We start from the raw sequence: 23,765 nt of genomic DNA on the forward strand, positions 1-23,765 counted from the left end.
GGCGAACGCTTAGCCCATCTCCAGATGCGCGACGGTCGACCCACCGAGCCGCTCGATCGCGGCTCGTAGCTCGGGGAAATCGGTGAGGTTCGGGTCGCTCTCGAGCAGTTGGGTGGCCACCTCGCGCGCCGCATCGATGATGTCGATGTCCTGCGTCACCCGCAGCACCTTGAGCGACGAGCGGCTGCCCGATTGCGCGGCGCCAAGTACGTCGCCCTCGCGCCGCAGCTCGAGGTCTTGCTCGGCCAGTTCGAAGCCGTCGAGCGTCGCCGCGACGGCCGCCACCCGCGTGTGCGCGAGCGAGGCGGGCGGCGCCGAGGTGACGAGCAGACAAACACCCGGCCACTGCCCTCGACCGACGCGGCCTCGCAGCTGGTGCAGCTGCGACATACCGAAGCGGTCGGCGTCGAGCACGACCATCACCGAGGCGTTCGGCACGTCGACGCCAACCTCGATCACGGTCGTCGACACGACGATGTCGATCTCACCGGCCGCGAACTGCACCATGACGCGGTCTTTTTCGTCGGCGTGCATGCGCCCGTGGAGCGACTCGATGCGCCGGCCCGCAAACTCGGGCAGCTGCCGCAGCTGCGTCGTCACCTCAAGCACATTCGCGATCGGCCGCGCGTCGTCGTCCCCTGCGGGCTGCGTGCCCTCTTCCTCGCCCGGCTCGATCGCGGCGCAGACGATGAACGCCTGCCGCCCCCGCTCGAGTTCCTCGGCCGTGCGTTGCCAGACGCGGGCGATCCACTGCGGATGCTCGGAGAGGCCGACCATGAACGATTCGATGCCCGCGCGCCCCGACGGCAGCGTACGCAGCGTCGACACCTCGAGGTCGCCGAACACGGTCATGGCGACGGTGCGTGGAATCGGCGTCGCCGTGAGCACAAGCTGGTGGGGCGGGTGGAGGCCTCGCCGGCGCAGGCGCTCACGCTGCTCGACGCCGAAGCGATGCTGCTCGTCGATCACGAGCAGCCCGAGATCCTCGAATTCGACGCCCTCGGTGAGCAGGGCGTGCGTGCCGACGACGATCTTCGCGTCGCCCGTGACCATGCGCAGCAGTGCCCGCTGCCGCTCCCCCTTGATCAGCGAGCCCGTGAGCAGGGTCGGCATGAGTTCGCCGGCGAGCTCGGGGCCGAGCGAGCGTGTGATCGAGCGCAGGTGCTGCGTCGCGAGCACCTCGGTGGGTGCCAGGAGCACCGATTGGCCGCCCGTTTCGGCGACCTGCAGCATCGCCCGCACCGCGACGAGCGTCTTGCCCGAGCCGACCTCGCCCTGCAGCAGCCGGTACATCGGCGTCGTCGTCGCGAGCTCGGCCTCGAACTGCTTGCCCACCTCAGCCTGGTCGGCCGTGAGTTCGAACGGCAGGGTCGCGTCGAAGCGCTCCCGCAGGCCACCGGGATGCAGGGGTCGCGCGAGCGCCCCAACCAGCGTCGCGCGCGCCCGCTTCTGCGCGAGCGCGGCCTGAAGTTCGAACGCCTCGGTGAACTTCAGGGCCTCGCGCGCCGCATCGAGATCGGTGTCGATCTCCGCGAGGTGAAAGGCACGGATCGCCTCATCGAAGCTCAGCTCGCCACGCTCGGCGCGAATCACCCCGGGCACCGGGTCGGGCAACTCGGGCAACTCCGGCAGCGTCGACTGCATGAGCCGAGCGAACCGCCAGCTCTGGTAACTCGCGGTCGCGGGATAAATCGGGATGGGCCGACTCGACCAGTCGTCGGCCGCACTCGCCGCGTCGTGGGCGTCGCCGAACAGCTGATACTCGGGGTGCGAGAGCTGTGGCGTGCCGTTGTAGAACGTCACCTTGCCCGAGAAGAGCCCGGTCGTACCGACGTGCAGTTGCCCCTCGCGGTAGTGCTGGTTGAACCAGAGCATGTCGATGCTGCCGTGGCCGTCGGTGATCGTAACGGTGAGAATGCTGCCGTTGCGGTTCTGCATGCGCCGCAGGTTCACCTTCGTCACCTGCGCGACGAGCGTGACGTACTCGTCGCGCTCAAGGTTGGCGATGCGCGTGAGTTCGCCCCGGCGGGCGTGGCGCCGCGGCAGGTGGCCGACGAAGTCGCCGACCGTCTCCATCTCGAAGGCCTTCTTCAGCGCCTTCGCTTCCTTCGCCTCGACGATCGACGTCAGCGGCGCCATGAGCGGTGACGGTGGGGTCGCGGTCACTACGACTCCTTTCGGCGCTGCCGCGCTGCCCTCGCCCGGCGACGGCGCAGCAGCCAGCCGCGCATCCTGGTCGGCAGCGCTGAGAGGGGCAGGGTGCGGGCCGCGCGGCGCGCATCCTTGCCGGCGCGCTCGTGCAGCGCGGCGCGGATCGTCGCGACGTCGTCCCACGCCGCAACCCGGAAGTCGGGGCGCTCGGGGTCGGCGAAGTGCGCGGCATTGTGCGCGTCGGTGAGGCGGCCTGCCGCCGCGAGCGCCGCGTCGTGGCCGCGCAGTTCGCGCGCGAGCCGCGAGCGCTGCGCGCCCGTGGTGGCGGAGCGAGAAATCTCGACACCATAGTCGCGTGCCGTGTCGAGCACTTCTTGCCACGCGGCCTCGCTCACCGCGATCGGAGTCGAACCCTCAGCGCGCACCTGGCGGCGTCGTGTGGCGGTGCGCTGCTGCCGCAGCAGCTTCGGCAGCAGGAGCAGGAGCGCGATGAGCGCGAGCGGCACAAGCACCGCGAGTGCGATACCGACCCAGCGGAACACCGCCTCGAGGTCGAGCCCGCCCGTGTCGCGCTCGTTGTCGGCGCTGCTGCCGCCACCGTTGTCGTCGGTCGCGTCGGGCGTCGCCTCGGCGTCGGTCGGGGTCGGGGTGGGCGTGGGCGCCTCGGTCGTTGGCGTCGGCACTTCGGTCGGGGCCGCCGTCTGCTCGGGCGCCTGCTCGTCGAGCGTCGGCTGGTTGAGGCCGTCGGACGGCGTCGTCTCGAACGGCACCCATCCGTAGCCCGGCAGCCAGAACTCGGCCCAGGCGTGGAGGTCGTCGGTCGTGACGACGTACACCGACTGGCCGATCGCGTTGACGCTCTCTTCGGTGCCAGGCGTGAAGCCGACCTGGATGCGCGTGGGGATGCCGAGGAGGCGGCCCATGACCGCCATGGCACTCGAGAAGTGCACGCAGTAGCCGCTACGCACCTGCAAAAACTCGGTGATGACGTCGAGGCTCGTGCCGTCGTAGTCGTTCTCGACGGGCGCCTGCTCGGAGTAGTCGAAGGCACCGCCCGTGAACCATGCCTGCAGCTGCAGTGCCTGCTCGTACGGCGTCGCGTTCGCGTCGACGACCTGCTCGAGCTGCGCGCGGATCTCGTCGAGCGCCGCGCTGTCGTCGGGCAGCTGGGTGTACGACTCGAGCTGCGACGACACGTTGAGGGGCGCCGTCGAGATCTGCTCCTCGGTCGGCCGCGGCACGGTGCTGTTGCCCTGGTAGCTCTGCGCGAGTGGTTCGTCGTCGGCCTCGCGCAGGTCGCCCGTTTCTTCGTCGCGCAGGTAATCGCCTTCGAGATCGCTGATCTCGTTGAGGGTGCCGATGTGCGGCAGGTAGGCGCTCACGCCCTGCTCGAGCACGATGTTCGAGTTCACCTGCAGCACGTTCGCGCCGGAGGCGAGGGCGTCGGCGGCGGGCTGTTCGCCGTTGGTCACCTCGCTCGTCTGGTCGAACTCGCCGGGCACCCATTCGGTGTCGCTGCTGAGCTGCGTCAGCGTCGTCAGCGAGAGGTACGGCAGCTGCCCCTCCGACTGCGAGGTGGCGTAGCGGAGAATGTCGACGGGGTCGTCTCGGCGCAGGTCGTCACCGAGGTCGATGATCGGGTTGACGCGGTTCGTCGCGAGCGAGGCGTTGCCGTTGAAGATGCCCCACCAGGCGCCGCTCGTCGGCGGCAGCAGCACGGCGATGAGTGCGGCAACCGCGATGGCCGCGACCCCACCGACGAGCGCGCTGACAATGCCGCCGCCGCCCCGACCATCTGCGGTAAACCCGACCGCGGCGCGGGCCTCGTCGTCGCCCTGCTGCAACCAGCGGTGGCCCACGTAGAAGAACAACACGAGCGCGAGCAGCGTGAGCGCCCAGAAGTACCAGGCCGCCGGCTCGACGCCGACCGTGACGGGCACGATGATGAGCGGCAGCAGCGTGATCGGCGCGAACGCCGGAGCCCGCAGCGACTGCGCGATGATGTCGGCGAGCGCTGAGAGCGCGACGGCGACGGTGCCAATCATCAGCGTGACCGGCTGGCTCTCGCGGATCGGCGGGGTGTCGCTCGCGACCTGCTCGGAGAACTCGCGGAAGCGCTGGAACGGAGCCGACAGGATGCTCACCGGGTCGCCCGGTGCCGAGAGCACGACGATGGTGAGCAGCACGAGCGAGAACGCGACGACCGCGCTCACCCACATCTGCCCTGTGAATTGTCGAGCCGCCTGCACTGCCACGAGCGAGACGACCACGGCGATCGACACCGGCAGGAACCAGCCGAAGCCGTTCACGATCGGCGCGACGAGCGTCAACGCCGCGAGCATGAGCAGCACGAGCCCGGTCGTAACAAACCACGAACCGCGCTGCGTCGCCTCAGCCGCGCGTTCGCGCATCGCCGAGTTGCGGCGGGGGTTCAGGGTCGATTGCACGCTCATGCGGCGTCTCCCAGCACTCGAACGCTCTGCCACGGGTCGCGTGCGCCCGCCTGCATGAGCGCGACGCGCCAGCCGGCGCGTAAGAACTCGGCGACCCCCTCGGGGCGTTCGCCTGGGCCGTTCACGAGAATCGCGATGGCCGGGTCGCCGACCTCACACAGCGGCACCGCAGCCGTGTCGTTCACCTTGCCAACGTAGATGAGCGGCCCACTGCCGACCCGGGCGATGACATCGGCGAGCGCCTCGACCTCGGCCGGGGTGCCCAAGGGCGCGGGCTGGATGAGCATGAGGCGGCGCATGAGGGGATGCAGGGCGTCGCTCGCCGCAGTCTGCAGCCGGTCGAGTTCGACGCCCTCAACGTCGGGGGCGGGATGCGTCGCCGACGTCTCGGTGTCAAAGCCAAGTTCGTGCAGGCGCACGACGACCGACGCTGCGATCGACACCGCGAGGTCGAAGGAGTCGTCGAACCACTCGTCTTTCGACGGCGCCGTGCCGAGCACGACCATGCCGACCGCCTCGGAGTGGTGCTCTTCCTGCCGCACGCGCAATTCGCCCGCACGGGCGCTCGCCTTCCAGTGCACTCGGCGCAGCGGGTCGCCACGTCGGTACTCGCGAGTGATCACGTCGTCGGCCTCGCCGCCGCGGCCGAGGCTCACCTCCACCTCGTCGCCGCTGCGCAGCACGGGCATGTCCAACTGCGAGACGTCGTGGATGTGCGGCCACACCTCGATCTCCTGCACGTCGCCGATGCGCACGACGCGACGCGTCAGCCCGAGACCGTCGGTGTTCTCGAGCAGCAGAGGCCCGACTTGGCGAATGCCGCGGCGCATCCGGTCGAGGCCATAGGCGATGCGACGCCGCCGGCGGCCCTCGCGCGGATGCAGTCGGCTCGCGATCGCGGGCAGCACCCCGCCGACGTGGGCGCGGTCGGCCCCCGTGACGACGTCGAGGTACGAGCCCGGCTCGACCCCGAAGACCGAGCGGTTCTGTACCTCGGCCACGACGCGCAGGCGATCGCCCGCGGCAACCGTGGTCGGGTAGACCGTGCGCTCAACCTCAAGACGGGGGCGCACGATGAGCCGCGCGAGCAGCATGAGCACCGGCAGCAACGCAAGCGCGATGCCCGACCAGCGCATCGGCGGCACGTCGAGTAGATCGCCGAGCACCGCGAGCACGATGCCGGCACCGAGCAACCACCACGCCCGTGCGGTGGGGCGCAGCGGGGTTGCGCGGATGCCGGAGTTCTCGAGGACCGACACTGGTCGCTACGCTCCGGTCGGCGCGGGGATGTGGTCGACGATCTCGGCGAGGACGCGCTCGGCCTCGGCGTAGGACGACGCCTGACGGCCGCGGGCACCGAGCACGAGCCGGTGGCCGAAAACGGGGCCGACGAGCCCGCGCACGTCATCGGGAATCACGTAGCCGCGGCCGGCCACCGCGGCGGCGGCCTTTGCCGCGCGCAACAGGTGCAGCGAAGCACGCGGGCTCACGCCGACGCGCACCGCCTGGTGCTCGCGGGTCGCACGCGACAGCTCGACAACGTACGCCTTGATGCTCTGGGCGACGTAGATCTCCTGCACCTGGGCGATCATCTCGCGCATCTGCGCGGCGGTCACCTGCGGCGCGAGCTGCGTCAGCGGGTCGCTGCGATCGCGCGACTCGAGCATCGAGAGCTCGGCCGCGCGGTCGGGGTAGCCCATCGAGATGCGGGCCATGAAGCGGTCGCGCTGCGCCTCGGGCAGCGGGTAGGTGCCCTCCATCTCGGAGGGGTTCTGCGTGGCGACGACGGTGAAGGGGTCGGGCAGGCGGTGCGTCTCGCCGTCGACCGACACCTGGCGCTCCTCCATGCACTCGAGCAGCGCCGACTGCGTCTTCGGCGAGGCGCGGTTGATTTCGTCGCCGATGACAATGTTCGCGAAGATCGGGCCCGGCTGAAACTCGAACTGCGAGGTGTGCTGGTCGTACACCGCAACGCCGGTCACGTCGCTCGGCAGCATGTCGGGCGTGAACTGAATGCGGCTCGCCTTCGAGTCCATCGCCCGCGCGATGGTCTTCGCGAGCACGGTCTTGCCGACGCCCGGCACATCTTCCATCAGCAGGTGGCCGCCGGCGAGCAGCACGGTGACGGCGAGGCGCACCTGCTCGGACTTGCCGACGATGACGCTGCTCACGGCGTCGCGCAGATTGCTCGTAAGTTGGAACAGATGCGCGGCCGAATCCTGGTGCTGGCTCATGCGCGCTATCTTTCCACGACCCGGCGACAAATCCCGCATCGACCGGGCCATCCGGGGCCTAGGATCGGTGCGTGACTCGGATTATTGGTGGCCAGGCGGCAGCGGTGCGCCTCGAGGTGCCACCACGCGGCACCCGGCCGACGAGCGACAAGGTGCGCGAGGCGATGTTCTCAACGCTCGACTCGGCCTTCGAACTCGACGGTGCTCGGGTGCTCGACCTCTATGCCGGCACCGGCGCGCTCGGGCTCGAGGCGCTCTCGCGAGGCGCCGAGTCGGTCGTACTCGTCGAGAAGTTCGAGCAGGCGGCGCGGCTGCTGCGCACGAATGCGCGGGCCGTCTCCCGCCAGCTCCCCCGGGCCTCGGCCTCGGTCGAGAACTCGCCCGTCGCCCGCTGGCTCGCCCGCGGCCTTGGCGAATTCGACCTCGTGTTCATCGACCCGCCGTACGACGTTGCCACCGCGACCGTGTACGGCGAGCTCGAGCTGCTGCTCCCCCTTCTCTCCCCCGACGCCCTCGTGGTCGTTGAGCGGTCGAGTCGCAGCGACGCCATCGAGGCGCCCGAGGGGTACGTCCTGTGGCGACAGAAGGACTACGGCGAGACGGTGGTGCGCTACTTCGAACTCGCGTCGCGGTAGGGGTCCCACCCCTTCGCGGCCGCCGGCCGACCGCCGACCGTCACGCCCGGCGTGCCCTCGTGCACCGTGCCGATGCGGGTAAAGCCGGCGGGCAGGGCGACCCCCTCGGGGAACGTCGCGAGCATGGTGTGCTCCTCGCCGCCCGTGAGCTGCAGTTCGAGGGCGAGCTCCGCGCTCGCCAGCGGTTTGAGGCCGAGCAGCCGCGCGAGGTGCGAGGCGAGGCGGTCACTCAGGTGCGCGAAGCGGCCAGGTTCGAGATCGATGCGCACGCGCGAGGCCGTCGCCAAGCGGTCGGCGTCGAGCAGCGGACCGTCCGAGAGGTCCATCATCGCGGATGCGCCGGCCCTGGCCGCGCGCAGGCCCGCCGTGAGATCTGGCTCGGGCGCGAGCTGCGCGTTCATGAGCCGCTGGGCCTCGGCGTCGCGGCTCTTGCGGAGCCCGGCGAAGAGCAGCTTCAGGCCAGCAGCCGACTGGCCGAGCGCCCCCGAGACCGCCAGGGCATCCCCCGGTCGCGCGCCCGAACGGAGCACCGGCGCCCGACCGTCGAGCGAGCCGAAGGCAGTGACGGCGATGAGCACCTGCGGCGCGGTCGCGAGGTCGCCACCGGCGATGCCGTAGCCGGGCGCGTGCCGGCGCAGCGCCCCCGCCATACCCTCAGCGAGGCCTTCGACGAACGCGGCGCTCGTCGTGCCCGGCACCGCGAGGGCCACGACGAGCCCGGTCGGCCGGGCACCCATCGCGGCGATGTCCGACAGGTTCGACACCATGGCTTTGTGGCCGAGCTGCTGGGGCGACGACCACTCGAGCCGAAAGTCGGGCCCCTCGATCATCGTGTCGCTCGTCACGACCACCTGGCCGTCGGGGGCGGGGAGGATCGCCGAGTCGTCGCCCGGTCCGAGCGGCAGTTCGACGTCGGGCAGGCGGCGCAGGATGCGCGCGAGCACCTCGCGCTCGCCGAGCTCGGCAACGGTCTCGGCGGCAGCCATGGGTTCGGTCACCGCGCCACCATACCGCGCCCTGCCACCGCGGCCGCGGTCCGATAAGCTTGTGAGCACAATGTCTCGCTTCTCGCTGCGCCCCCTGGCGGCGCTCACCATCGCCGCATCCGCCGTGTTGTTGTCGGGCTGCAGCGGCCCATCGGTCGCGATGCAACCCGCCGAGTCGGCCGCCGCGCCCGAGTGCGCCGACGTCACGGTGCGTCTGCCCGACACCGTCGACGGCCTCGAGAAGCGCGAAACGAACGCGCAGGCCACGGGTGCATGGGGCAATCCCGCGTCGGTGCTGCTGCGCTGCGGCGTGCCCTCGCCGGGGCCGACGAGCGACCGGTGCATCTCGCTCAACGGCATCGACTGGATCGAGGACGCCTCCGAGGCACCGACCTACCGGTACACGAGCTACGGGCGCACGCCAGCCGTCGAGGTCGCGATTGACTCGAGCACCGGCGTCTCGGGCACGAACGCCCTCATCGACCTGCAGGATGCGGTCGGCATGCTGCCGCAGACCGGCGCGTGCGTCGGCCCAGACGACCTGCTCAACACCCCGTAGCCGGGCCCGCCACACCTCGGGCGAGCGCGGGATCACTACTTCGCGTGGCGCGAGAGCGCGACCTCGATGAGCTCGGTGATGAGCTCGGGGTAGCTCACGCCCGTCTCCTGCCAGCAGCGCGGGAACATCGAGATCGGCGTGAAGCCGGGCAGCGTGTTCACCTCGTTGATGAGGAAGCCCTCGTCGTCGAGGAAGAAGTCGACGCGGGCGAGCCCGTCACAGCCGAGCGCCTCGAAGGCGCGCACCGCGAGGTCCTGCGCGGCCGCGAGCTGTGCATCGGTCAGTTCGGCCGGGCACACGAGCTGCGCCGCGGAGTCGTCGAGGTACTTCGACGCGAAGTCGTAGAAGCCGCCGTTGGAGATGACGATCTCACCAGCAACCGACGCCCGGGGGCGCTCCCCCGGGCGCGACGCGAGCACCGCGATTTCAACCTCACGCCCCGAGATGCCGCGCTCGATGAGCACGTGGTCGTCTTCGGCGAGCGCGACGCGCATTGCCTCGGCAAGTGCCTCAGGCGCATCCACCTTCGACACACCCACCGACGACCCGGCGCGGGCGGGCTTCACGAAGGCCGGGTAGCCGAGCTCATCGGCGACGCGCGAGGTAACGATGTCGCCGGCCTGTGCCCACTCCTGCGCGTTCACCGTGATGCCGGGCGCGGTGCGAATGCCCGCGGCCTCGAGCACGAGCTTCGTGTAATGCTTGTCCATGCCCACGGCGCTCGCGAGCACCGACGAGCCGACGAACGGCAGGCCGACGAGCTCGAGCGCGCCCTGCAGGGTGCCGTCCTCGCCGAACGGGCCGTGCAGCACCGGGAACACGAGGTCGATGTCGCCGAGCGACTCGATGACGCCGTCGCGCAGCACGCGCAGCTCGCGGGTGTCGGCCGAGTCGGGCAGCAGGATGCGGGTGCCGTTGTCGACGATCTCGGGCAGATGCTCGGGGTCGAGGCGGAACTTCTCGGCGTCGTCGTCCTCGAGCACCCACGCGCCCTGACGTGTGATGCCGACGGGAATCACGCGGTAGCGGTCGCGATCGATCGCTCCGAGCACGCCCGACGCCGTGGCGCACGAGATCTGGTGCTCGCTCGAACGGCCACCGAAGACGAGCATCACGGTCGTGAGCGGTGCGGTGGTGTCGGTCATGCGGTTTCTCCCTGCGGTTCTTCGTCGTGTTCGGTGGCGAGGTGCGGCGCGAGGTCGGAGGGATGCATTTTGCCCTGCAGCACATCGGCGATCTGCTGCACGATTGGCATCGGCACGCGGCGCGAATTCGCAATCTGGAGAATCGACGATACCGAGCGCAGGCCCTCGGCCGTCTGTTCCATGCGCGAGTTGACGTCTTGGTAGCTGTAGCCCTGGCCGAGCAGGCGGCCGGCGGTGAAGTTGCGCGAGAGCGGCGACATGCACGTCGCGATGAGGTCGCCCATGCCCGCGAGGCCCATCATGGTGTCGCGCGAGGCGCCGAGGGCCACCGCGAAATCGGTGATCTCGGCGAGACCGCGGGTCATGATCGACGCCTTGGTGTTCTCGCCGAAGCCGACGCCGTCACAAATGCCGATCGCGATGGCGATGAGGTTCTTGAGCACGCCGCCGAACTCGGTGCCGATGACGTCCTCGTTGACGTAGCTGCGGAGGTAGCTGTTGCGTGCGACCTGCGCGACGCGCACGGCGAGTTCGCGCGACTGGCTCGCGACCACGATCGCCGTCGGCTGCTCGCGGGCAATCTCGAGCGCAATGTTCGGGCCACTCGCGGCCGCGACTCGGTCGCCGTGGAGGTGCGCCACCTCGGAGATGACCTCACTCATGCGCTTGCCGGTCGAGCGTTCGACGCCCTTCATGAGGCTCACGATCGCCGCGTTAGGCGACAGCGCCGACGAGAACTCCTCGAGGTTCTCTCGGGCCGACTGCGCGGGCACCGAAAGGAAGATAATCGAGCCGTCAGCGACGGCCGAGCGGGTGTCGCAGGTGGCGCGGATGCGCGCGGGCAGGTTCACGCCCGGCAGGTAGAGGGTGTTGCGGTGCGCCTCGTTGATCTCGGCGGCGAGTTCGGGGCGCCGCACGACGAGCGTGACATCGCGGCCTCCGTCGGCGACAACCTTTGCGAAGGTCGTGCCCCAGTTACCGCCGCCAACCACGACCACGCGCTCCTGCTCGGCGGGCTGCCGCTCGTTTTCCGCGAACGCGGGCAGCGTCAGCGGTTGGGTGAGCGGGTACCACTCGCTCATTTCGCCGACCCCTCGTTCTTGCCGCGCCGACGACGCAGCTTCGCTGAGGCGCGTTCCTCCTGCACCTTCGTCGGCAGCCCGAACTCGGTCTCGCCATGGTTCGCGGGGTCATAGACCTCGGCGGGCGCCTCGCCCTCGCGAATCTCTTCGAGCAGACGCGTGATCTCGGCCATGAGGCGACGCGTCGCCTCCTCGACCGCGCTGCGCGAGGTCTGCTTGCCGGCAAACTCGGTCAGGTCGATTGGCTCGCCAACGTTGACGATGATCGGCGTGCGCCACCGAAACTTGAATTTCTTCTCGAAGCGCGGCATGAGTGCCTGCGCACCCCACGAAGCCATGGGGATCAGCGGCACATTCGATTCCAGGGCAAGGCGCACCGCGCCCGACTTACCGCGCATCGGCCACGAGTCGGGCTCGCGGGTGAGCGTGCCCTCTGGATACACGATGACGATGCCCTGCTGGCTCACGAGCTCGCGGGCGGCCGACATGCTGCCGCTGAGGTTCGCGGCGCGGGCACGCTCGACCGGGATCTGCCCGGACTTGCGCAGCAACCAGCCGAGGACGGGCACCTTGAACAACGAGGCCTTCGCCATGTAGCGCGGCTTTCGGCCGAGCTTCCATACCGCGACGCCGTTCGAGACGGGGTCGATGTCGGAGTAGTGATTCGGCGCGAGCACCGCCGCCCCGGTGGGCGGGAGGCTCCCGCGAATCTCGTACTTCGTTAGCAGCGACCATGGCGGCACCGCGATGCCCGCCATCACCCAGAACAGCGACGGTTTGCGCCGTTCCGGGTAGCGTCCACCTCGCGCCATCGTCTAGTTCTCGATCTCGAAGTCGGCGCCGAGGCCGCGCAGCTTCGAGAGGAAATTCTCGTAGCCACGCGCGATGATGCCAACGTTCGAGACGCGCGATTCGCCCTCCGCCATGAGCGCGGCGATGAGATGGCTGAAGCCACCGCGCAGGTCGGGCACCTGAATGTCGGCGCCGTGCAGCTGCGACGGGCCCGAGATGACGGCCGAGTGCACGAAGTTGCGCTGGCCAAAGCGACACTTCTGGCCACCGAGGCACTCTCGGTGCAGTTCGATGGTCGCACCCATGGCCGAGAGCGCTTCGGTGAAGCCAAAGCGCTGCTCGTACACGGTCTCGTGCACGATCGAGACGCCGGGGGCCTGCGTGAGCGCGACCACGAGCGGCTGCTGCCAGTCAGTCATGAAGCCCGGGTGCACATCCGTCTCGATCACGACGGGACGCAGCTCGTGCGCGTCGCCGGGGTGCGTGAAACGAATGCCGTCGTCCTGCACCTCGAAGCGCCCGCCCGCCTTGCGGAAGACGTTGAGGAAGGTGAGCATCTCGCTCTGGGTCGCTCCCTCGACGAAGATGTCACCGCGGGTCGCGAGTGCGGCGGCAGCCCAACTCGCGGCCTCGTTGCGATCAAACAGCGACTTGTGGTCGTAGCCGTGCATCGACGACACACCTTCGATGCGGATCACGCGGTCGGCGTCCACCGAAATGACGGCGCCCATCTTCTGGAGCAGGTTGATGAGATCCATGATCTCGGGCTCGATGGCGGCGTTCGACAGCTCGGTGAGGCCCTGCGCGCGCACGGCGGTGAGCAGCACCTGCTCGGTCGCGCCAACCGACGGGTAGTCGAGGTGAATCTTCGCGCCCGTGAGGCCGTTCGGCGCGGTGAGGCGGATGCCCTCGGGCAGCTTGTCGACCGTGGCACCAAACGAGCGCAGTGCCGAGAGGTGGAAGTCGATCGGGCGGTCACCAATGCGGCAGCCACCGAGGTCGGGAATGAAGGCCTCGCCGAGCTGGTGCAGCAGCGGGCCGCAGAACAGAATCGGGATGCGGCTCGACCCGGCGTGCGCATTGATCTCTGCCGAGTGCGCACGCTTCACGTTCGACGGGTCGAGGCGGATCTCGCCGCCCTCGACATCGCGGTCAATCTCGATGCCGTGCACGCCGAGCAAGCCCGAAACGATGCGAACATCAGAGATGTCGGGCACATTGCGCAGCACGCTCGGCGTATCGGCGAGCAGGGCCGCGACCATGGCCTTGGTTACAAAATTCTTGGCACCACGTACGTGGACACGTCCGTTGAGGGGCTGGCCCCCGTGGAAAGTGATGGTGTCGGCGTCGAGTCCCGAGAACTTTGCGAAACGTGCAGCGTCCTCAGTCAGTGTGCTCACGCGCGATTCCCTCCAGTTGCTTCGGTAATTGCCGGGATTCCCGGCTCAGTTTCGCCCAGTGCGGGCAGGGTCCGCGGCATCCAGCTCGGGCGAGTCTTCTCAAACTCGTCGATTGCCGATTCGTCGCGGAGGGTCAGCCCGATGTCATCGAGCCCCTCGAGGAGGCGCCAGCGCATGTACGGGTCGATCTCGAAACCAAACTCGAGTTCACCCGCGCGCACAAGCTGCGCCTCAAGATCTACCGTCACCGCGGCGCCGGGGTCGCCCTCGAGGTACTCCCAGATCTGCTCGACCTGGGGCTCCTCGATGATGGCGATAAGCAGGCCCTGCTTGCCCGAGTTACCGCGGAAAATTTCGCCGAAGCGCGAGCCGATGACCGCCTGGAAGCCGTAGTCCTTGAGCGCCCACACGGCGTGCTCGCGGCTCGAGCCGGTGCCAAAGTCGGGGCCGACGACGAGCACGCGCGGGCTCGCGTACGCGGGCTGGTTCAGGATGAACTCCGGGTCCTGCCGCCAGTTCGCGAACAGGGCATCGTCAAAGCCGGTTTTCGTGACGCGCTTGAGGAACACCGCCGGGATGATCTGGTCGGTGTCGACGTTCGAACGGCGCAGCGGAACTCCGGTGCCGTCAATCCTTGAAATTTTGTCCATTAGGCGGCCTCTCCCGCGTGTGCCGGTGCCACGACGGGCTCCAGGTCGGATGGGCTTGAGAGCGTTCCGCGCACCGCGGTCGCGCCCGCGACGAGCGGCGAGACGAGGTGGGTGCGGCCACCCTTGCCCTGGCGGCCCTCAAAGTTGCGGTTCGAGGTCGAGGCGCAGCGTTCGCCCGGTTCGAGCTGGTCGGGGTTCATGCCGAGGCACATCGAGCAGCCGGCGAAGCGCCACTCGGCACCGAAGTCCTTCACGATGCGGTCGATGCCCTCGGCCTCGGCCTGCAGGCGCACGCGGGCCGAACCCGGCACGACCATGACGCGAACGTCATCCGCCTTCTGGCGGCCCTCGATGATGCTCGCGAAGGCACGGAGGTCTTCGATGCGCGAGTTCGTGCACGAGCCCATGAACACCGTGTCGACCTTGACGTCCTTGAGCGGCGTGCCGGCCTTGAGGTCCATGTATTCGAGCGCGCGCTCAGCGGCAGTGCGCTCGTTCGGGTCGGCAATGTCGGCCGGGTTCGGCACGACCTCCGACAGCGGCGAACCTTGGCCGGGGTTCGTGCCCCAGGTCACGAAGGGCTCGAGCTCGTTCGCGTCGATGAACACCTCAGCGTCGAACGTCGCTCCCTCGTCGGTGCGCAGGGTGCGCCAGTACTCGACCGCGGCATCCCAGTCAGCGCCCGCAGGCGCGTGCGGGCGGCCCTTGAGGTAGTCGAACGTCGTGTCGTCGGGAGCGACGAGGCCCGCGCGGGCGCCCGCCTCGATCGACATGTTGCAGATCGTCATGCGGCCCTCCATCGAGAGCTCCCGGATCGCCGAACCGCGGTATTCGAGCACGTAGCCCGCGCCGCCGCCGGTGCCGATCTTCGCGATGACCGCGAGGATGATGTCCTTCGCCGTCACGCCGGGGCGCAGCGTGCCCTCGACGTTGATGGCCATGGTCTTGAACGGCTTCAGTGGCAGGGTCTGGGTGGCGAGCACGTGCTCGACCTCCGACGTGCCGATACCGAACGCCATCGCGCCGAACGCGCCGTGCGTCGAGGTGTGCGAGTCGCCGCATACGACCGTGACGCCGGGCATCGTCAGGCCGAGCTGCGGGCCGACGACGTGCACGATGCCCTGCTCGCGGTCGCCGAGCGAGTGGAGACGAATGCCGAACTCCTCGGCGTTGTGGCGCAGGGTGTCGATCTGCGTGCGCGACGTGTCGTCGGCGATGCGGTCGAGGATGTTCACCGTCGGGGTGTTGTGGTCCTCAGTCGCGATCGTGAGGTCGGGGCGGCGCACCGGGCGGCCGGCCTGACGGAGGCCATCGAAGGCCTGCGGGCTCGTGACCTCGTGCATGATGTGCAGGTCGATGTAGATGAGGTCGGGCGCACCGTCCTCGCCGCGCTTCACAATGTGGGCGTCCCACACCTTCTCGGGCAGCGTCTTGGGCGCCTGTGCGGATTCTGTGCTCATGGTTCCAATTTCTCTTGGTTCAGCGGTTCAGGCGATGACTGACTCCGCGACGGGGTCGCCTTTGGCTAAATCCCGTCGCGGCACAGAAAGAGCCGCAGAACACGCATGCACGTCATCGTAGCAACCGGCCCAAATTCGTCAGGTAGGTCGTTTTCGACGTTCGCCGAGAACGTAGTCTCACTGGCCCGGCTCGGCGGAAGCGCTCGGCGGTGCTTCAACACCCTCAGGAGCGACCACGGTCGACTCAACCACCACGACACTGACGTTGTCGCGGCCGCCATGCCGCAGCGCCTCCGCAACGAGCGCCTGCGCGAGCGTGTCCTTGTCGTGGGTGTTCTCGATGTGGTTCCGAATCGTCGCCGAGATCTGCTCGTCCTCGAGCTCTTTCGTGAGCCCGTCGGAGCAGATGATGAAGACTTGGTGGCCCTGCACGGGCATGAGCCAGAGGTCAGTGTCAACGAAGGTATCCGACCCAACGGCGCGGGTAATGACGTTGCGGTCAGGGTGCACGAGGGCTTCCTCCGGCGTGATGACGCCGAGCGCCACAAGCTCATGCACCGCCGAGTGGTCCACTGTGATCTGTACGACCTCGCGGCCATTCCAGCTGTAGACACGCGAGTCGCCGACATTGAAGATCATCCAGTGCGGCAGAATCTCGTCGCCGTCGCCCGCCGCGACCTCGACCAGCGCGACGCCGGTGAGGGTCGTGCCGGCGACCGCCCCTGGGCCGTCGGCCTCGGTGATGAGGTTTTGGATGCGGTCGTTCGCCGCGTCGATGACAGCGAGGATTTCGGCGGGGGTCGACGGCTCACTCGAAGGCAGCAACTCGTCGAAGGCCGCGCCGATAGCCTGGCTCGCGCGATCTCCGTAGTGGTGGCCGCCCATGCCGTCGGCGACAAGGAAGATCGGTGCACGGGTGTAGACGGAGTCCTCGTTGACGGCGCGCACAGCACCGATGTCCGTCGCTGCGACGGCGCGGAGTTCAATGTTGCCGCCGCGGGTCGCGAGCGTAGTGATTAGCTCTTCGGCCACTTCCACCCCTATGCGTTCTGCCTGCCAAAAAACCATAGCGGGTTCGAGGCACGCCGTGGAAACCAACAAAGCCCGGACCTTGCGATCCGGGCTTTGTCAGGTTGGTGACCCCAGCGGGATTTGAACCCGCGCTGCCGCCGTGAGAGGGCGGTGTCCTAGGCCGCTAAACGATGGGGCCGCGCTGACAACTCGTCTATCTTGGCACATGGTTCAGCGCATGGTCAAATCGGCGTGCGAGAATTCTAAGGTTGCCCTTTTTCGGGCCCAAGGTTGGGCCAATCCGAGCGATCCGAAAGGAAGACTCCGTGCGAGTCACCAAGCTTGAGCACGCCTGCATCCTCGTCGAGGAGAGCGGCCGCAAGTGCTTCATCGATCCGGGCAAGTTCACGACCCCGATCACCGAGGCCGCGCTCGTCGACCTCGTCGCCATCACGCACGAGCACGATGACCACTGGACGACCGAGCAGCTCGCGCGGCTTGCCGAGCGCTCCCCCGGCCTGACTGTCGTGACCACCGCGGCGACGGCCGAGCGCATCCGAGACGCCGGCATCGAGGGCCTGCGCAACGTCATCGTCGGCAAGCCGGGCGCGAACTATGAGATCGGCGAATTCAAGATCTCGTGCTTCGGCGGCAAGCACGCCGAGATCCACTCATCGATTCCGATCATCGACAACCTCGGCGTCGTCATCAACCGCAAGCTCGCTTACTGCGGCGACGCCTACGATCTACCGCCGCTGCCCGTCGAGGCGCTGGCCGTGCCGAAGTACGGGCCCTGGATGCGCATGGCCGAGTCGATGGACTACCTCGCGCAGGTGCGCCCCAAGTGGGCCTTCGGCGTGCACGAGATGTTGCTCGCCCTGCCAGGAAAACAGCTCGCGACGGCGCGCTTCAGCGAGATCGCCGAGTCGGTCGGCGCGAAGTATCTCGACCTCGCACCCTACGACTCCTTCGAGCTCTAACGGCAGCCGCGCATCCGCCGCCGTTGTATTGGGTGCAGTTTTCTACGAACGATGCGGCCACAACCGCAGCTCCCGGAGAGAACCGCACCCAATGGCTGGCAAGCGGCGAGGACAGGCGACGCCACGCGGTTAGCGCTCGTCGTGGGTGCGGGGGTCGAAGTCGCCGAGCTCGCGCTGCGGCTGCTTCGCGATCGCGGCGAGTTCGTCGTCGCCGAGGTGGATGCGGACGGCCTCGAGATTCTGCAGTTGGCGGTCGGTGTTCGCCGAGCGCACGATCGGCACGCTGCCGATCGCGGAGTGCCACGCGAGCATGACCTGCGCCGGCGAGAGGCCTCGGGCGCGCGCGATCTCGCTTACCGCATCCTGCCCGACGTCGCCCCGCGCGAGCGGTGACCACGCCTGGATGTTGATGTCTCGGGCCCGCAGTTCGGCGACGAGATCGTCGCGGCGCAGGCCCGGGTCGAGCTGAATCTGGTTCGTCCAGGGTCGCTCGCCCGTGCGCTCCTCGAGCGCGTCGAGGTGCTCCGGTAAGAAATTCGAGACGCCGATGTTCCGCACGAGCCCCTCGTCGCGCGCCTGCAGCATCTGCTCGAACGCGTCGACGTACTTACCGAGCATCGGCAGCGGCCAGTGGATGAGCCACGAGTCGAGGTAGTCGAGCCCGAGGAGCCCGAGGCTCGACTTCAGCGCGTCACCAACGCGGTCATGGTCGTTGCCGCGCAGCTTCGTCTGCACAAACAACTGCTCGCGGGGCACGCCGCTCCTGGCGATGCCGCGCCCGACCGCTGCCTCGTTCTCGTACCGCGACGCCGTGTCGATGAGGCGGTATCCGACGCCGATCGCGCTCGCGACCGCGGTGGTCGCCTCATCGTCCTGGAACGGCCAGGTGCCGAAGCCAATGGTTTGCTGCTGAAGTTCGTTGTCGGTCATGCTCAAACGCTATGCCCGCAGGCTGAGCCGCGCCCGGATGCCCGGCTCCGGGCTCCGGCTGCGCGGCCACCGACTCGTCGCTAATCGATCTCGCCGATCGGCTCGCGCTTCTCGGCCTGGAAGCGATCCTCGGTGCGGCCGAGTGCCCAGTAGCCCGAGATCGAGAGTCGCTCGCGCGGCACCTCGCGCTCGCGGAATACGCGACGCAGCGCCTTGATCGTCTCGCGCTCACCGTGTGCGAAGACCTGCACGTCGCCCTCGGGCCAGTCGCGCGCCGTCACGAGCCCCGCGAGCCGCTCGGTGTCGGCCGCGATGCCTTCCTCGACGTGCCAGAGCAGCTCGACGTCAGCCGGATGCGCGACCTCCTGCCGCTCCTCCTCGTGGTCGAGCGCGACGATCGCCAGGCCCCGGGCGTCGGCGGGCATGCTCTCGAGCGCGGCCGCAATCGCGGGCAGCGCCGACGAGTCGCCGACGAGCAGGTGGAAGTCGGCCGCGGGATCGGGTGCGTAGCCGCCACCCGGGCCGAGGAGCACGAGCTGGTCGCCGGGCTGCGCCGTCGCGGCCCACGGGCCGGCGTAGCCGTCCTCGCCGTGAATGACGAAGTCGATGTCGAGCGTGCCCGCCTCGGCGTCGATCGAGCGGATCGTGTAGGTGCGCGTGAGCGGGCGGTCATCGGGGGCAAGTTCCTCGCGCAGCACCGCCATGTCGTACGGGGGCGTGAGGCCGAGCTCGGGCTTCACGAACACGAGCTTCACGTACGCGTCGGTCGAGTCGTTCGGCACGAAGTCGGCGAAGCCCGGGCCGCCGAGCGTGACCCGCTGCATCCAGTCGTTGAGTCGGGTGGTGCGCACCACCTCGAGCACCGTCTGCGGCTTGGCCTTGCGGGGTTGCTGTGCATTCGCGGTCGTCATATTAGGCAAGCCTAACTTGCAACCCCGACCGGGCGAAATCATTCAGATTCCCAGACCTACACTTGACGTGAACGCCGCGCCCACGCGGTTCCAGGCGGGAACCCGGCGCGGTTTCCAGGTGGAAATCATGAAGGCAGTTCGCTTCACGAACTGGAAGACATTCCCCGAACTCAAGGACATCGAAACGCCGACGCCGGGCCCCGGCGAGGTGCTGCTCAAGGTGGCCGGCGCAGGCGCCTGCCACTCCGACGTCGCGGTCTTCAGCGACTACGACGCCGACTTCCCCGTCGCGCGCGTGATGCAGCCCGAGTTCACGCTCGGCCACGAAAACTCCGGCTGGGTTGAGGAAGTCGGCGAGGGCGTCACCGGGTTCACGAAGGGCGACGCGTACCTCGTCTACGGCCCCATCGGCTGCGGCCGTTGCGCCGCGTGCAGCCGTGGGCAGGACACCTACTGCGACAACGTCGCCACGATGCCGTACCTCGCGTCTGGCCTTGGCCGCGACGGTGGCATGGCCGAATACCTCGTCGTGCCCGCCCGCAACCTCGTGCCGCTCGGCGAAGCCGACCCCATTGACGCCGCGCCACTGTCGGACGCCGGTCTCACGCCGTACCACGCCATCAAGCTCGCGCTGCCGAAGCTCGCAGGTGGCGGCAAGACCGCGCTCGTCATCGGCCTCGGCGGCCTCGGCCAGGTGGCCGTGCAGATCCTCCGCGCCATCACCGGCGCCACCGTGATCGCGACCGACATGAAGCCCGAGGCGATGGCCGAAGCCGAGCGCAACGGCGCCGTCACGGTGCCCGGCGGCGAGGGTCAGGTCGAGCGAATCCGCGAGCTCACGAACACCTACTGGGGCACGATCGAGGAGCTCTACGAGGTCGCCGAGCTCTACCGCAACGGCCAGATCAAGCCCGAGGTGAAGCGCTACGCGATGGCCGACGCACTGCAGGCCTACCACGACCTCCACGACGGCAAGCTCTCGGGCCGCGCCGTCGTCGTGCCGCACTAGGCCTAGCCTCAGCCGGCCTGCCCACCCCGCTCGGCGAGCATCGCCGACGTCACGACCGGAATCGCTGACGTCGGCGTCTCGTCGCCGCCGATGAGCAGGAACAGCCCCTCCATCGGTGCGATCTGTACCGGGAAGCTCTGCAGGTCGTCGACGCGGCCGATGACCTCGCGGCTCACCGCATCGGTCACGAGCCTGCGGGTCGGCAGCTCGTCGGAGCGCACGATGCCGAACACCGGCTCGTGCGAGAAGTTCAGCACCGTCACCTGCATCTGCGCGTCGAGCTGATTTGGATTGCCCTCGTCGAGTCGGTGCACGAGCACGAGCAGACCAGGATGCGACACCTCGGGCACGTCGACCTGGCTCGCCTGGGGCAGGCGGTGCTGCTCGCGCACCTGGATGACCCGCGAAAGTTCGCTGAGGAATGACTCATCGTCGTCAAGCTGCTCGGGAATCGAGTCGTAGAGCGTGCGGGCGCGTGGTAGCCCCGCCTCGGATGCCTCGGCCTCGGGGTTCGCATTCATGATGTCGACCGCGCCGCGCTCGATCCAACGCGTGTCGCCGCCGTCGATCAGTTCGTCGACCGCCTGCTGCGGCACGGTCAGCGCACCGAGCACATCCCACGCCGAGAGCGCGAACGCGCCTGGCTGCCAGGCGTTATATTTCGCCAGGAGCAGGTGGCCCTTGCGGATGCGCGCCGTAAGTTCGTCGTCGATGTCGTTGAGCCGCTGCACACCGAGCGACGCGGCGACGACAGTCGCGCTCGTGCAGGCGATGCCGTTCGTCGTGAACACGAGGTTGTAATCGATCTCACCACCCGTGAGCTTTTCGGTGAGTTCGTGTCGCACGGTCGCCGCGATCGAGGCACCGGCAACCTCCTGGTCGCGGAAGATGTAGGTGTCGGCACCGTGACGTGAGGTCCAATGCACGAGCTCGTAGGTGAGCTCGTCGTGGTTCTGCATTCCGTGAATGAGGCTCGCGGGCTCGACGCCGTACTCGAGCGAGGTGCGCAGCGTCAGCCGCAGAAATTCGGTATCGCCGGTGAGCAGGGCGTGCTGGTACGCCGGACGAGTGATGAAGTCGTACGAGAGGTCAGCGCCGGCTGCGCCCGAGTCGCGGATGTCTTCGACCGCAAGGTTGAGTTCCTGGAACGAGAAGCCGCCGACCTTGCGAATCATGCTGCCGATGAACTGGTTGGCGGCGTGTGACAGCGGGTGCCCCTCCGACCACGCCGGCCGGCCGTCGACTGAGCGCTCGGCGGCAAGGAAACCGTTGGCGTCGAGGCGCAGCGCCGTCGCCCCGAGGTCGCCGAGCGAGTGCAGCGCGTCGCCGATGACGAGGCGCATGCCGGCGAACGTGGGGTCAAGCCAGTTGATGGTGGGCTGCCCCGCCTTGAAGTAGTGCAGGTAGACCCAGCGGCGCGTGACGCCGTCGACGCCGAGCACCTCACCCGTCGCGCTCCAGTTCGTCTCTTTCACGCCGGGCTGGTAGAAGATGACGCGCTGCAGCGAGCCAATGATGAGCCCCTCGCGGGCGAGCGCCGCCTCGGCCGAGGGGCTGAGGTTCGCCGAGTCCTCACCCTCGGGCAACTCGGGCAACAGGTGCCAGAATTCCTCGGGGATGTTCACCATGTGGAAAATGCCGGGATACTCCTTGTACCCCATCTCGGCGAGGCGGAAGTCGGCGCCCTTGCCGGTGTGGCCAGGCACGATGTCGTCGATGACGATGCCGCCGAACTCCTCGGCCCGGTCGGTGAGCCGCTGGAATTCCTCTTCGGTGCCGAACGCGCCGTCGACGCGCGTTGAAATGCGGTCGAACTGGCCGTCGACGCTCGGGCTCGTCTGCCAGCCGACGATGCCGCCGGCGATCTTCGTCGGCCCCGTGTGAATCGCACCGATGCCGACGCGAGCGAACGCGCGCCAGAGTTCCTCGTTGCCGAGGGTCGCGAGGAACGACTCCCCCGGCTCCGTGATCATCGCGCTCGGGTAGGTCGTGAACCACACGGAGGCCTGGTCGAGCGCGCGGCGCGCGTCGGGCACGGCGTACGCGTTGCGCCACATGCTCGCCTGACCCGACAACCCCCGCGCCATAACATTCGCGTCGCCAAGCATCGAGTGCCGCTTGAGCCACTCGACGTACGAGGGATTCGACGCGTCGGCCCGGCGCGGGTCGGCGAACGTGCGCTGAATGCGGCTGATGCCGAGGCTCAGGCGCGGGCGTCCGCGCCCTTTGGGCTCATTAGTATTCTGCTCGACCATGCGGCCTCCCATCGCTCGGGGCCAGTGTAGGAGTGGCGAGTACGCGCAGCCTGGATGGCCGCTAGCGTCGCGCCGCGAGCGCGCGGTCGACCTCGTCGCGCGTCGGGATCGACTCGGATGCGCCGACTCGCGTCGCCGCGAGCGAGCCGGCCGCAAGTGCCCGCGTGACCGCCTCGCGCAGTTCCCCACCCGCCGCGAGCGCGGCGCCAAGGTGGCCCGCGAACGAGTCACCTGCCGCGGTCGTGTCGACGGCGTCGACGGCGACCGTGGCGAGGTGCTCGGCTCCGGCGCTGGTAACGAGGCTCGCCCCGGCCGCGCCGCGGGTGATGAGGACCACGCGCACGCCGCGCTCGAGGAACCAGCGCCCGGCTCGCTCGGCGGAGGCGTCGTCGGTGACCTCAATGCCCGAGAGCAGCCCGGCCTCGTGCTCGTTCGGGGTGACCACCTCGACGTCGCGCCACAGCGACGCCGGCAGCTCGCGGGCGGGGGCCGGGTCGAGCACGACGGTCAGGCCAAGCTCGGTGGCCTCGGCCGCGACGGCAACCACCGTCTCGAGCGGCACCTCGAGCTGCAGCAGCACGACGCCGGCGCCGGGCGCGATCGCCCGCAGGCTCGCGACCGCGCGCTCGGGGGTGAGGGCCGCGTTGCCGCCGGGAATCACGAAGATCGAGTTGTCGCCGCTCGCCGCGTCAACGCGAATGTGCGCGACGCCGGTCGTGCCGTCGACCTCGTGCAGTTCACCGAGGACGACCCCGGCCTCGCGCAGCGCGTGCATCGCGACGATGCCGAAGGTGTCGTCACCGACACAGCCGACGAGCCGCGTGGTGGCGCCCGCCCGAGCCGCGGCGACGGCCTGATTTGCACCCTTGCCGCCGAGGCCCAGGGTGAAGCGGTCGCCGGTGCGAGTCTCCCCCGCGCTCGGCACCGGCGTGCCCGCTGCGGTGAGGTCGACGTTGATGCTGCCGACGACGATGACCGCAGAGCTTGCCGTTTTGGCGTTCGACATGCGCACCTGCCTTCTCGACTCCACTGGATGATGCCGTGCCAACATACGACGAACATCCGACACCGACTCTTGGCGTCGGCCTCGGCGCGTCGCCTCGCGGAATTTCACCGCGCAAA

The 23,765-nt window shown here is 68.8% G+C and carries 20 protein-coding genes and 1 tRNA gene; 4 read left to right on the forward strand and 17 right to left on the reverse strand.

The genetic code is table 11. The annotated features are described in order from the left end of the window. Positions 1 to 9 precede the first annotated feature (9 nt). Genes QM019_RS04450 through QM019_RS04465 form a run of 4 tightly spaced genes read right to left on the reverse strand, consistent with a single transcriptional unit; the run spans position 10 to position 6,838 of the window. Positions 10 to 2,139 carry an ATP-dependent DNA helicase RecG gene (locus QM019_RS04450; protein WP_282852052.1) on the reverse strand — a complete coding sequence of 710 codons (2,130 nt, stop codon included), beginning with the start codon at positions 2,137 to 2,139 and terminating at the stop codon, positions 10 to 12. A 26-nt stretch (positions 2,140 to 2,165) separates the two neighbouring features. Further along, positions 2,166 to 4,604 (reverse strand): transglutaminase TgpA family protein, encoded by a 2,439-nt coding sequence (locus tag QM019_RS04455; RefSeq protein WP_282852015.1) that lies wholly within the window; start codon positions 4,602 to 4,604, stop codon positions 2,166 to 2,168. Beyond that, positions 4,601 to 5,863, reverse strand: coding sequence for a DUF58 domain-containing protein (locus QM019_RS04460; RefSeq protein WP_282852016.1), 1,263 nt, complete (start codon positions 5,861 to 5,863; stop codon positions 4,601 to 4,603). The genes QM019_RS04455 and QM019_RS04460 overlap by 4 nt, the downstream gene beginning before the upstream one ends. 6 nt (positions 5,864 to 5,869) lie before the next feature. Beyond that, positions 5,870 to 6,838 carry an AAA family ATPase gene (locus QM019_RS04465; protein ID WP_125107855.1) on the reverse strand — a complete coding sequence of 323 codons (969 nt, stop codon included), beginning with the start codon at positions 6,836 to 6,838 and terminating at the stop codon, positions 5,870 to 5,872. 71 nt (positions 6,839 to 6,909) lie between these two features. On the opposite strand from QM019_RS04465, the gene rsmD reads away from it, so the two are divergent. Then, positions 6,910 to 7,473 (forward strand): 16S rRNA (guanine(966)-N(2))-methyltransferase RsmD, encoded by a 564-nt coding sequence (gene rsmD, locus QM019_RS04470; RefSeq protein ID WP_282852017.1) that lies wholly within the window; start codon positions 6,910 to 6,912, stop codon positions 7,471 to 7,473. On the opposite strand, the gene thiL is transcribed toward rsmD, so the two are convergent. Next, positions 7,449 to 8,471 carry a thiamine-phosphate kinase gene (gene thiL, locus QM019_RS04475; RefSeq protein ID WP_282852018.1) on the reverse strand — a complete coding sequence of 341 codons (1,023 nt, stop codon included), beginning with the start codon at positions 8,469 to 8,471 and terminating at the stop codon, positions 7,449 to 7,451. The two genes, rsmD and thiL, sit on opposite strands and share 25 nt — an antisense overlap. 58 nt (positions 8,472 to 8,529) lie before the next feature. Between thiL and QM019_RS04480 the strand changes: the two genes are divergently transcribed. After that, on the forward strand, positions 8,530 to 9,018 hold the full coding sequence (locus QM019_RS04480; protein ID WP_125107852.1) for a DUF3515 domain-containing protein: 489 nt from the start codon (positions 8,530 to 8,532) through the stop codon (positions 9,016 to 9,018). Between the two features lie 35 nt (positions 9,019 to 9,053). On the opposite strand, the gene QM019_RS04485 is transcribed toward QM019_RS04480, so the two are convergent. From QM019_RS04485 to QM019_RS04520, 8 genes are all read right to left on the reverse strand, one after another. After that, the gene (locus QM019_RS04485) at positions 9,054 to 10,163 is read right to left on the reverse strand and encodes a D-alanine--D-alanine ligase family protein (protein WP_282852019.1); all 1,110 of its coding nucleotides are present in this window, start codon (positions 10,161 to 10,163) and stop codon (positions 9,054 to 9,056) included. Then, positions 10,160 to 11,245 (reverse strand): NAD(P)H-dependent glycerol-3-phosphate dehydrogenase, encoded by a 1,086-nt coding sequence (locus QM019_RS04490; RefSeq protein ID WP_125107850.1) that lies wholly within the window; start codon positions 11,243 to 11,245, stop codon positions 10,160 to 10,162. Before QM019_RS04490 ends, QM019_RS04485 begins: the two co-directional genes overlap by 4 nt. Continuing rightward, positions 11,242 to 12,057 carry a lysophospholipid acyltransferase family protein gene (locus QM019_RS04495; RefSeq protein ID WP_282852020.1) on the reverse strand — a complete coding sequence of 272 codons (816 nt, stop codon included), beginning with the start codon at positions 12,055 to 12,057 and terminating at the stop codon, positions 11,242 to 11,244. The genes QM019_RS04490 and QM019_RS04495 overlap by 4 nt, the downstream gene beginning before the upstream one ends. Before the next feature lie 3 nt (positions 12,058 to 12,060). Next, a complete protein-coding gene (gene murA / locus QM019_RS04500; RefSeq protein ID WP_282852021.1) occupies positions 12,061 to 13,437 on the reverse strand; it encodes a UDP-N-acetylglucosamine 1-carboxyvinyltransferase in 1,377 nt (458 codons plus the stop codon). Further along, positions 13,434 to 14,087, reverse strand: coding sequence for a 3-isopropylmalate dehydratase small subunit (gene leuD / locus QM019_RS04505; RefSeq protein WP_193128310.1), 654 nt, complete (start codon positions 14,085 to 14,087; stop codon positions 13,434 to 13,436). The genes murA and leuD overlap by 4 nt, the downstream gene beginning before the upstream one ends. Continuing rightward, a complete protein-coding gene (gene leuC / locus QM019_RS04510; RefSeq protein ID WP_125107847.1) occupies positions 14,087 to 15,547 on the reverse strand; it encodes a 3-isopropylmalate dehydratase large subunit in 1,461 nt (486 codons plus the stop codon). The genes leuD and leuC overlap by 1 nt, the downstream gene beginning before the upstream one ends. A 177-nt stretch (positions 15,548 to 15,724) precedes the next feature. Further along, positions 15,725 to 16,579, reverse strand: coding sequence for a PP2C family protein-serine/threonine phosphatase (locus QM019_RS04515; RefSeq protein ID WP_282826305.1), 855 nt, complete (start codon positions 16,577 to 16,579; stop codon positions 15,725 to 15,727). A gap of 102 nt (positions 16,580 to 16,681) precedes the next feature. After that, positions 16,682 to 16,757 (reverse strand) — tRNA-Glu (locus QM019_RS04520). Between the two features lie 127 nt (positions 16,758 to 16,884). Between QM019_RS04520 and QM019_RS04525 the strand changes: the two genes are divergently transcribed. Next, positions 16,885 to 17,538 carry an MBL fold metallo-hydrolase gene (locus tag QM019_RS04525; RefSeq protein WP_282852022.1) on the forward strand — a complete coding sequence of 218 codons (654 nt, stop codon included), beginning with the start codon at positions 16,885 to 16,887 and terminating at the stop codon, positions 17,536 to 17,538. Positions 17,539 to 17,667: 129 nt separating this feature from the next. Here the strand turns inward: QM019_RS04525 and QM019_RS04530 are convergent, their stop codons facing one another. Continuing rightward, positions 17,668 to 18,468 carry an aldo/keto reductase gene (locus QM019_RS04530; RefSeq protein WP_282852023.1) on the reverse strand — a complete coding sequence of 267 codons (801 nt, stop codon included), beginning with the start codon at positions 18,466 to 18,468 and terminating at the stop codon, positions 17,668 to 17,670. Between the two features lie 80 nt (positions 18,469 to 18,548). Next, on the reverse strand, positions 18,549 to 19,379 hold the full coding sequence (locus QM019_RS04535; protein ID WP_282852024.1) for a siderophore-interacting protein: 831 nt from the start codon (positions 19,377 to 19,379) through the stop codon (positions 18,549 to 18,551). A 127-nt stretch (positions 19,380 to 19,506) separates the two neighbouring features. On the opposite strand from QM019_RS04535, the gene QM019_RS04540 reads away from it, so the two are divergent. Then, on the forward strand, positions 19,507 to 20,388 hold the full coding sequence (locus tag QM019_RS04540) for an alcohol dehydrogenase catalytic domain-containing protein (protein ID WP_282852025.1): 882 nt from the start codon (positions 19,507 to 19,509) through the stop codon (positions 20,386 to 20,388). A gap of 8 nt (positions 20,389 to 20,396) precedes the next feature. Here the strand turns inward: QM019_RS04540 and treS are convergent, their stop codons facing one another. Both treS and QM019_RS04550 read right to left on the reverse strand, forming a co-directional pair. Further along, a complete protein-coding gene (gene treS, locus QM019_RS04545; RefSeq protein ID WP_282852026.1) occupies positions 20,397 to 22,643 on the reverse strand; it encodes a maltose alpha-D-glucosyltransferase in 2,247 nt (748 codons plus the stop codon). 61 nt (positions 22,644 to 22,704) lie between these two features. Next, positions 22,705 to 23,649, reverse strand: a complete 945-nt coding sequence (locus QM019_RS04550; RefSeq protein WP_282852027.1) for a ribokinase — start codon at positions 23,647 to 23,649, stop codon at positions 22,705 to 22,707. Positions 23,650 to 23,765 lie beyond the last annotated feature (116 nt).

It is taken from the genome of Gulosibacter sediminis (assembly GCF_030011715.1).
Taxonomy (GTDB): Bacteria; Actinomycetota; Actinomycetes; order Actinomycetales; family Microbacteriaceae; genus Gulosibacter; species Gulosibacter sediminis.

Coding starts and splice junctions, on each gene's coding strand:
- QM019_RS04530 (WP_282852023.1), bottom strand. CDS start 18,468: ATGACCGACAACGAACTTCAGCAGCAAACCATTGGCTTCGGCACCTGG.
- leuD (WP_193128310.1), bottom strand. CDS start 14,087: ATGGACAAAATTTCAAGGATTGACGGCACCGGAGTTCCGCTGCGCCGT.
- leuC (WP_125107847.1), bottom strand. CDS start 15,547: ATGAGCACAGAATCCGCACAGGCGCCCAAGACGCTGCCCGAGAAGGTG.
- QM019_RS04535 (WP_282852024.1), bottom strand. CDS start 19,379: ATGACGACCGCGAATGCACAGCAACCCCGCAAGGCCAAGCCGCAGACG.
- QM019_RS04480 (WP_125107852.1), top strand. CDS start 8,530: ATGTCTCGCTTCTCGCTGCGCCCCCTGGCGGCGCTCACCATCGCCGCA.
- treS (WP_282852026.1), bottom strand. CDS start 22,643: ATGGTCGAGCAGAATACTAATGAGCCCAAAGGGCGCGGACGCCCGCGC.
- QM019_RS04490 (WP_125107850.1), bottom strand. CDS start 11,245: ATGAGCGAGTGGTACCCGCTCACCCAACCGCTGACGCTGCCCGCGTTC.
- QM019_RS04495 (WP_282852020.1), bottom strand. CDS start 12,057: ATGGCGCGAGGTGGACGCTACCCGGAACGGCGCAAACCGTCGCTGTTC.
- QM019_RS04465 (WP_125107855.1), bottom strand. CDS start 6,838: ATGAGCCAGCACCAGGATTCGGCCGCGCATCTGTTCCAACTTACGAGC.
- QM019_RS04540 (WP_282852025.1), top strand. CDS start 19,507: ATGAAGGCAGTTCGCTTCACGAACTGGAAGACATTCCCCGAACTCAAG.
- QM019_RS04455 (WP_282852015.1), bottom strand. CDS start 4,604: ATGAGCGTGCAATCGACCCTGAACCCCCGCCGCAACTCGGCGATGCGC.
- QM019_RS04485 (WP_282852019.1), bottom strand. CDS start 10,163: ATGACCGACACCACCGCACCGCTCACGACCGTGATGCTCGTCTTCGGT.
- QM019_RS04450 (WP_282852052.1), bottom strand. CDS start 2,139: ATGGCGCCGCTGACGTCGATCGTCGAGGCGAAGGAAGCGAAGGCGCTG.
- QM019_RS04550 (WP_282852027.1), bottom strand. CDS start 23,649: ATGTCGAACGCCAAAACGGCAAGCTCTGCGGTCATCGTCGTCGGCAGC.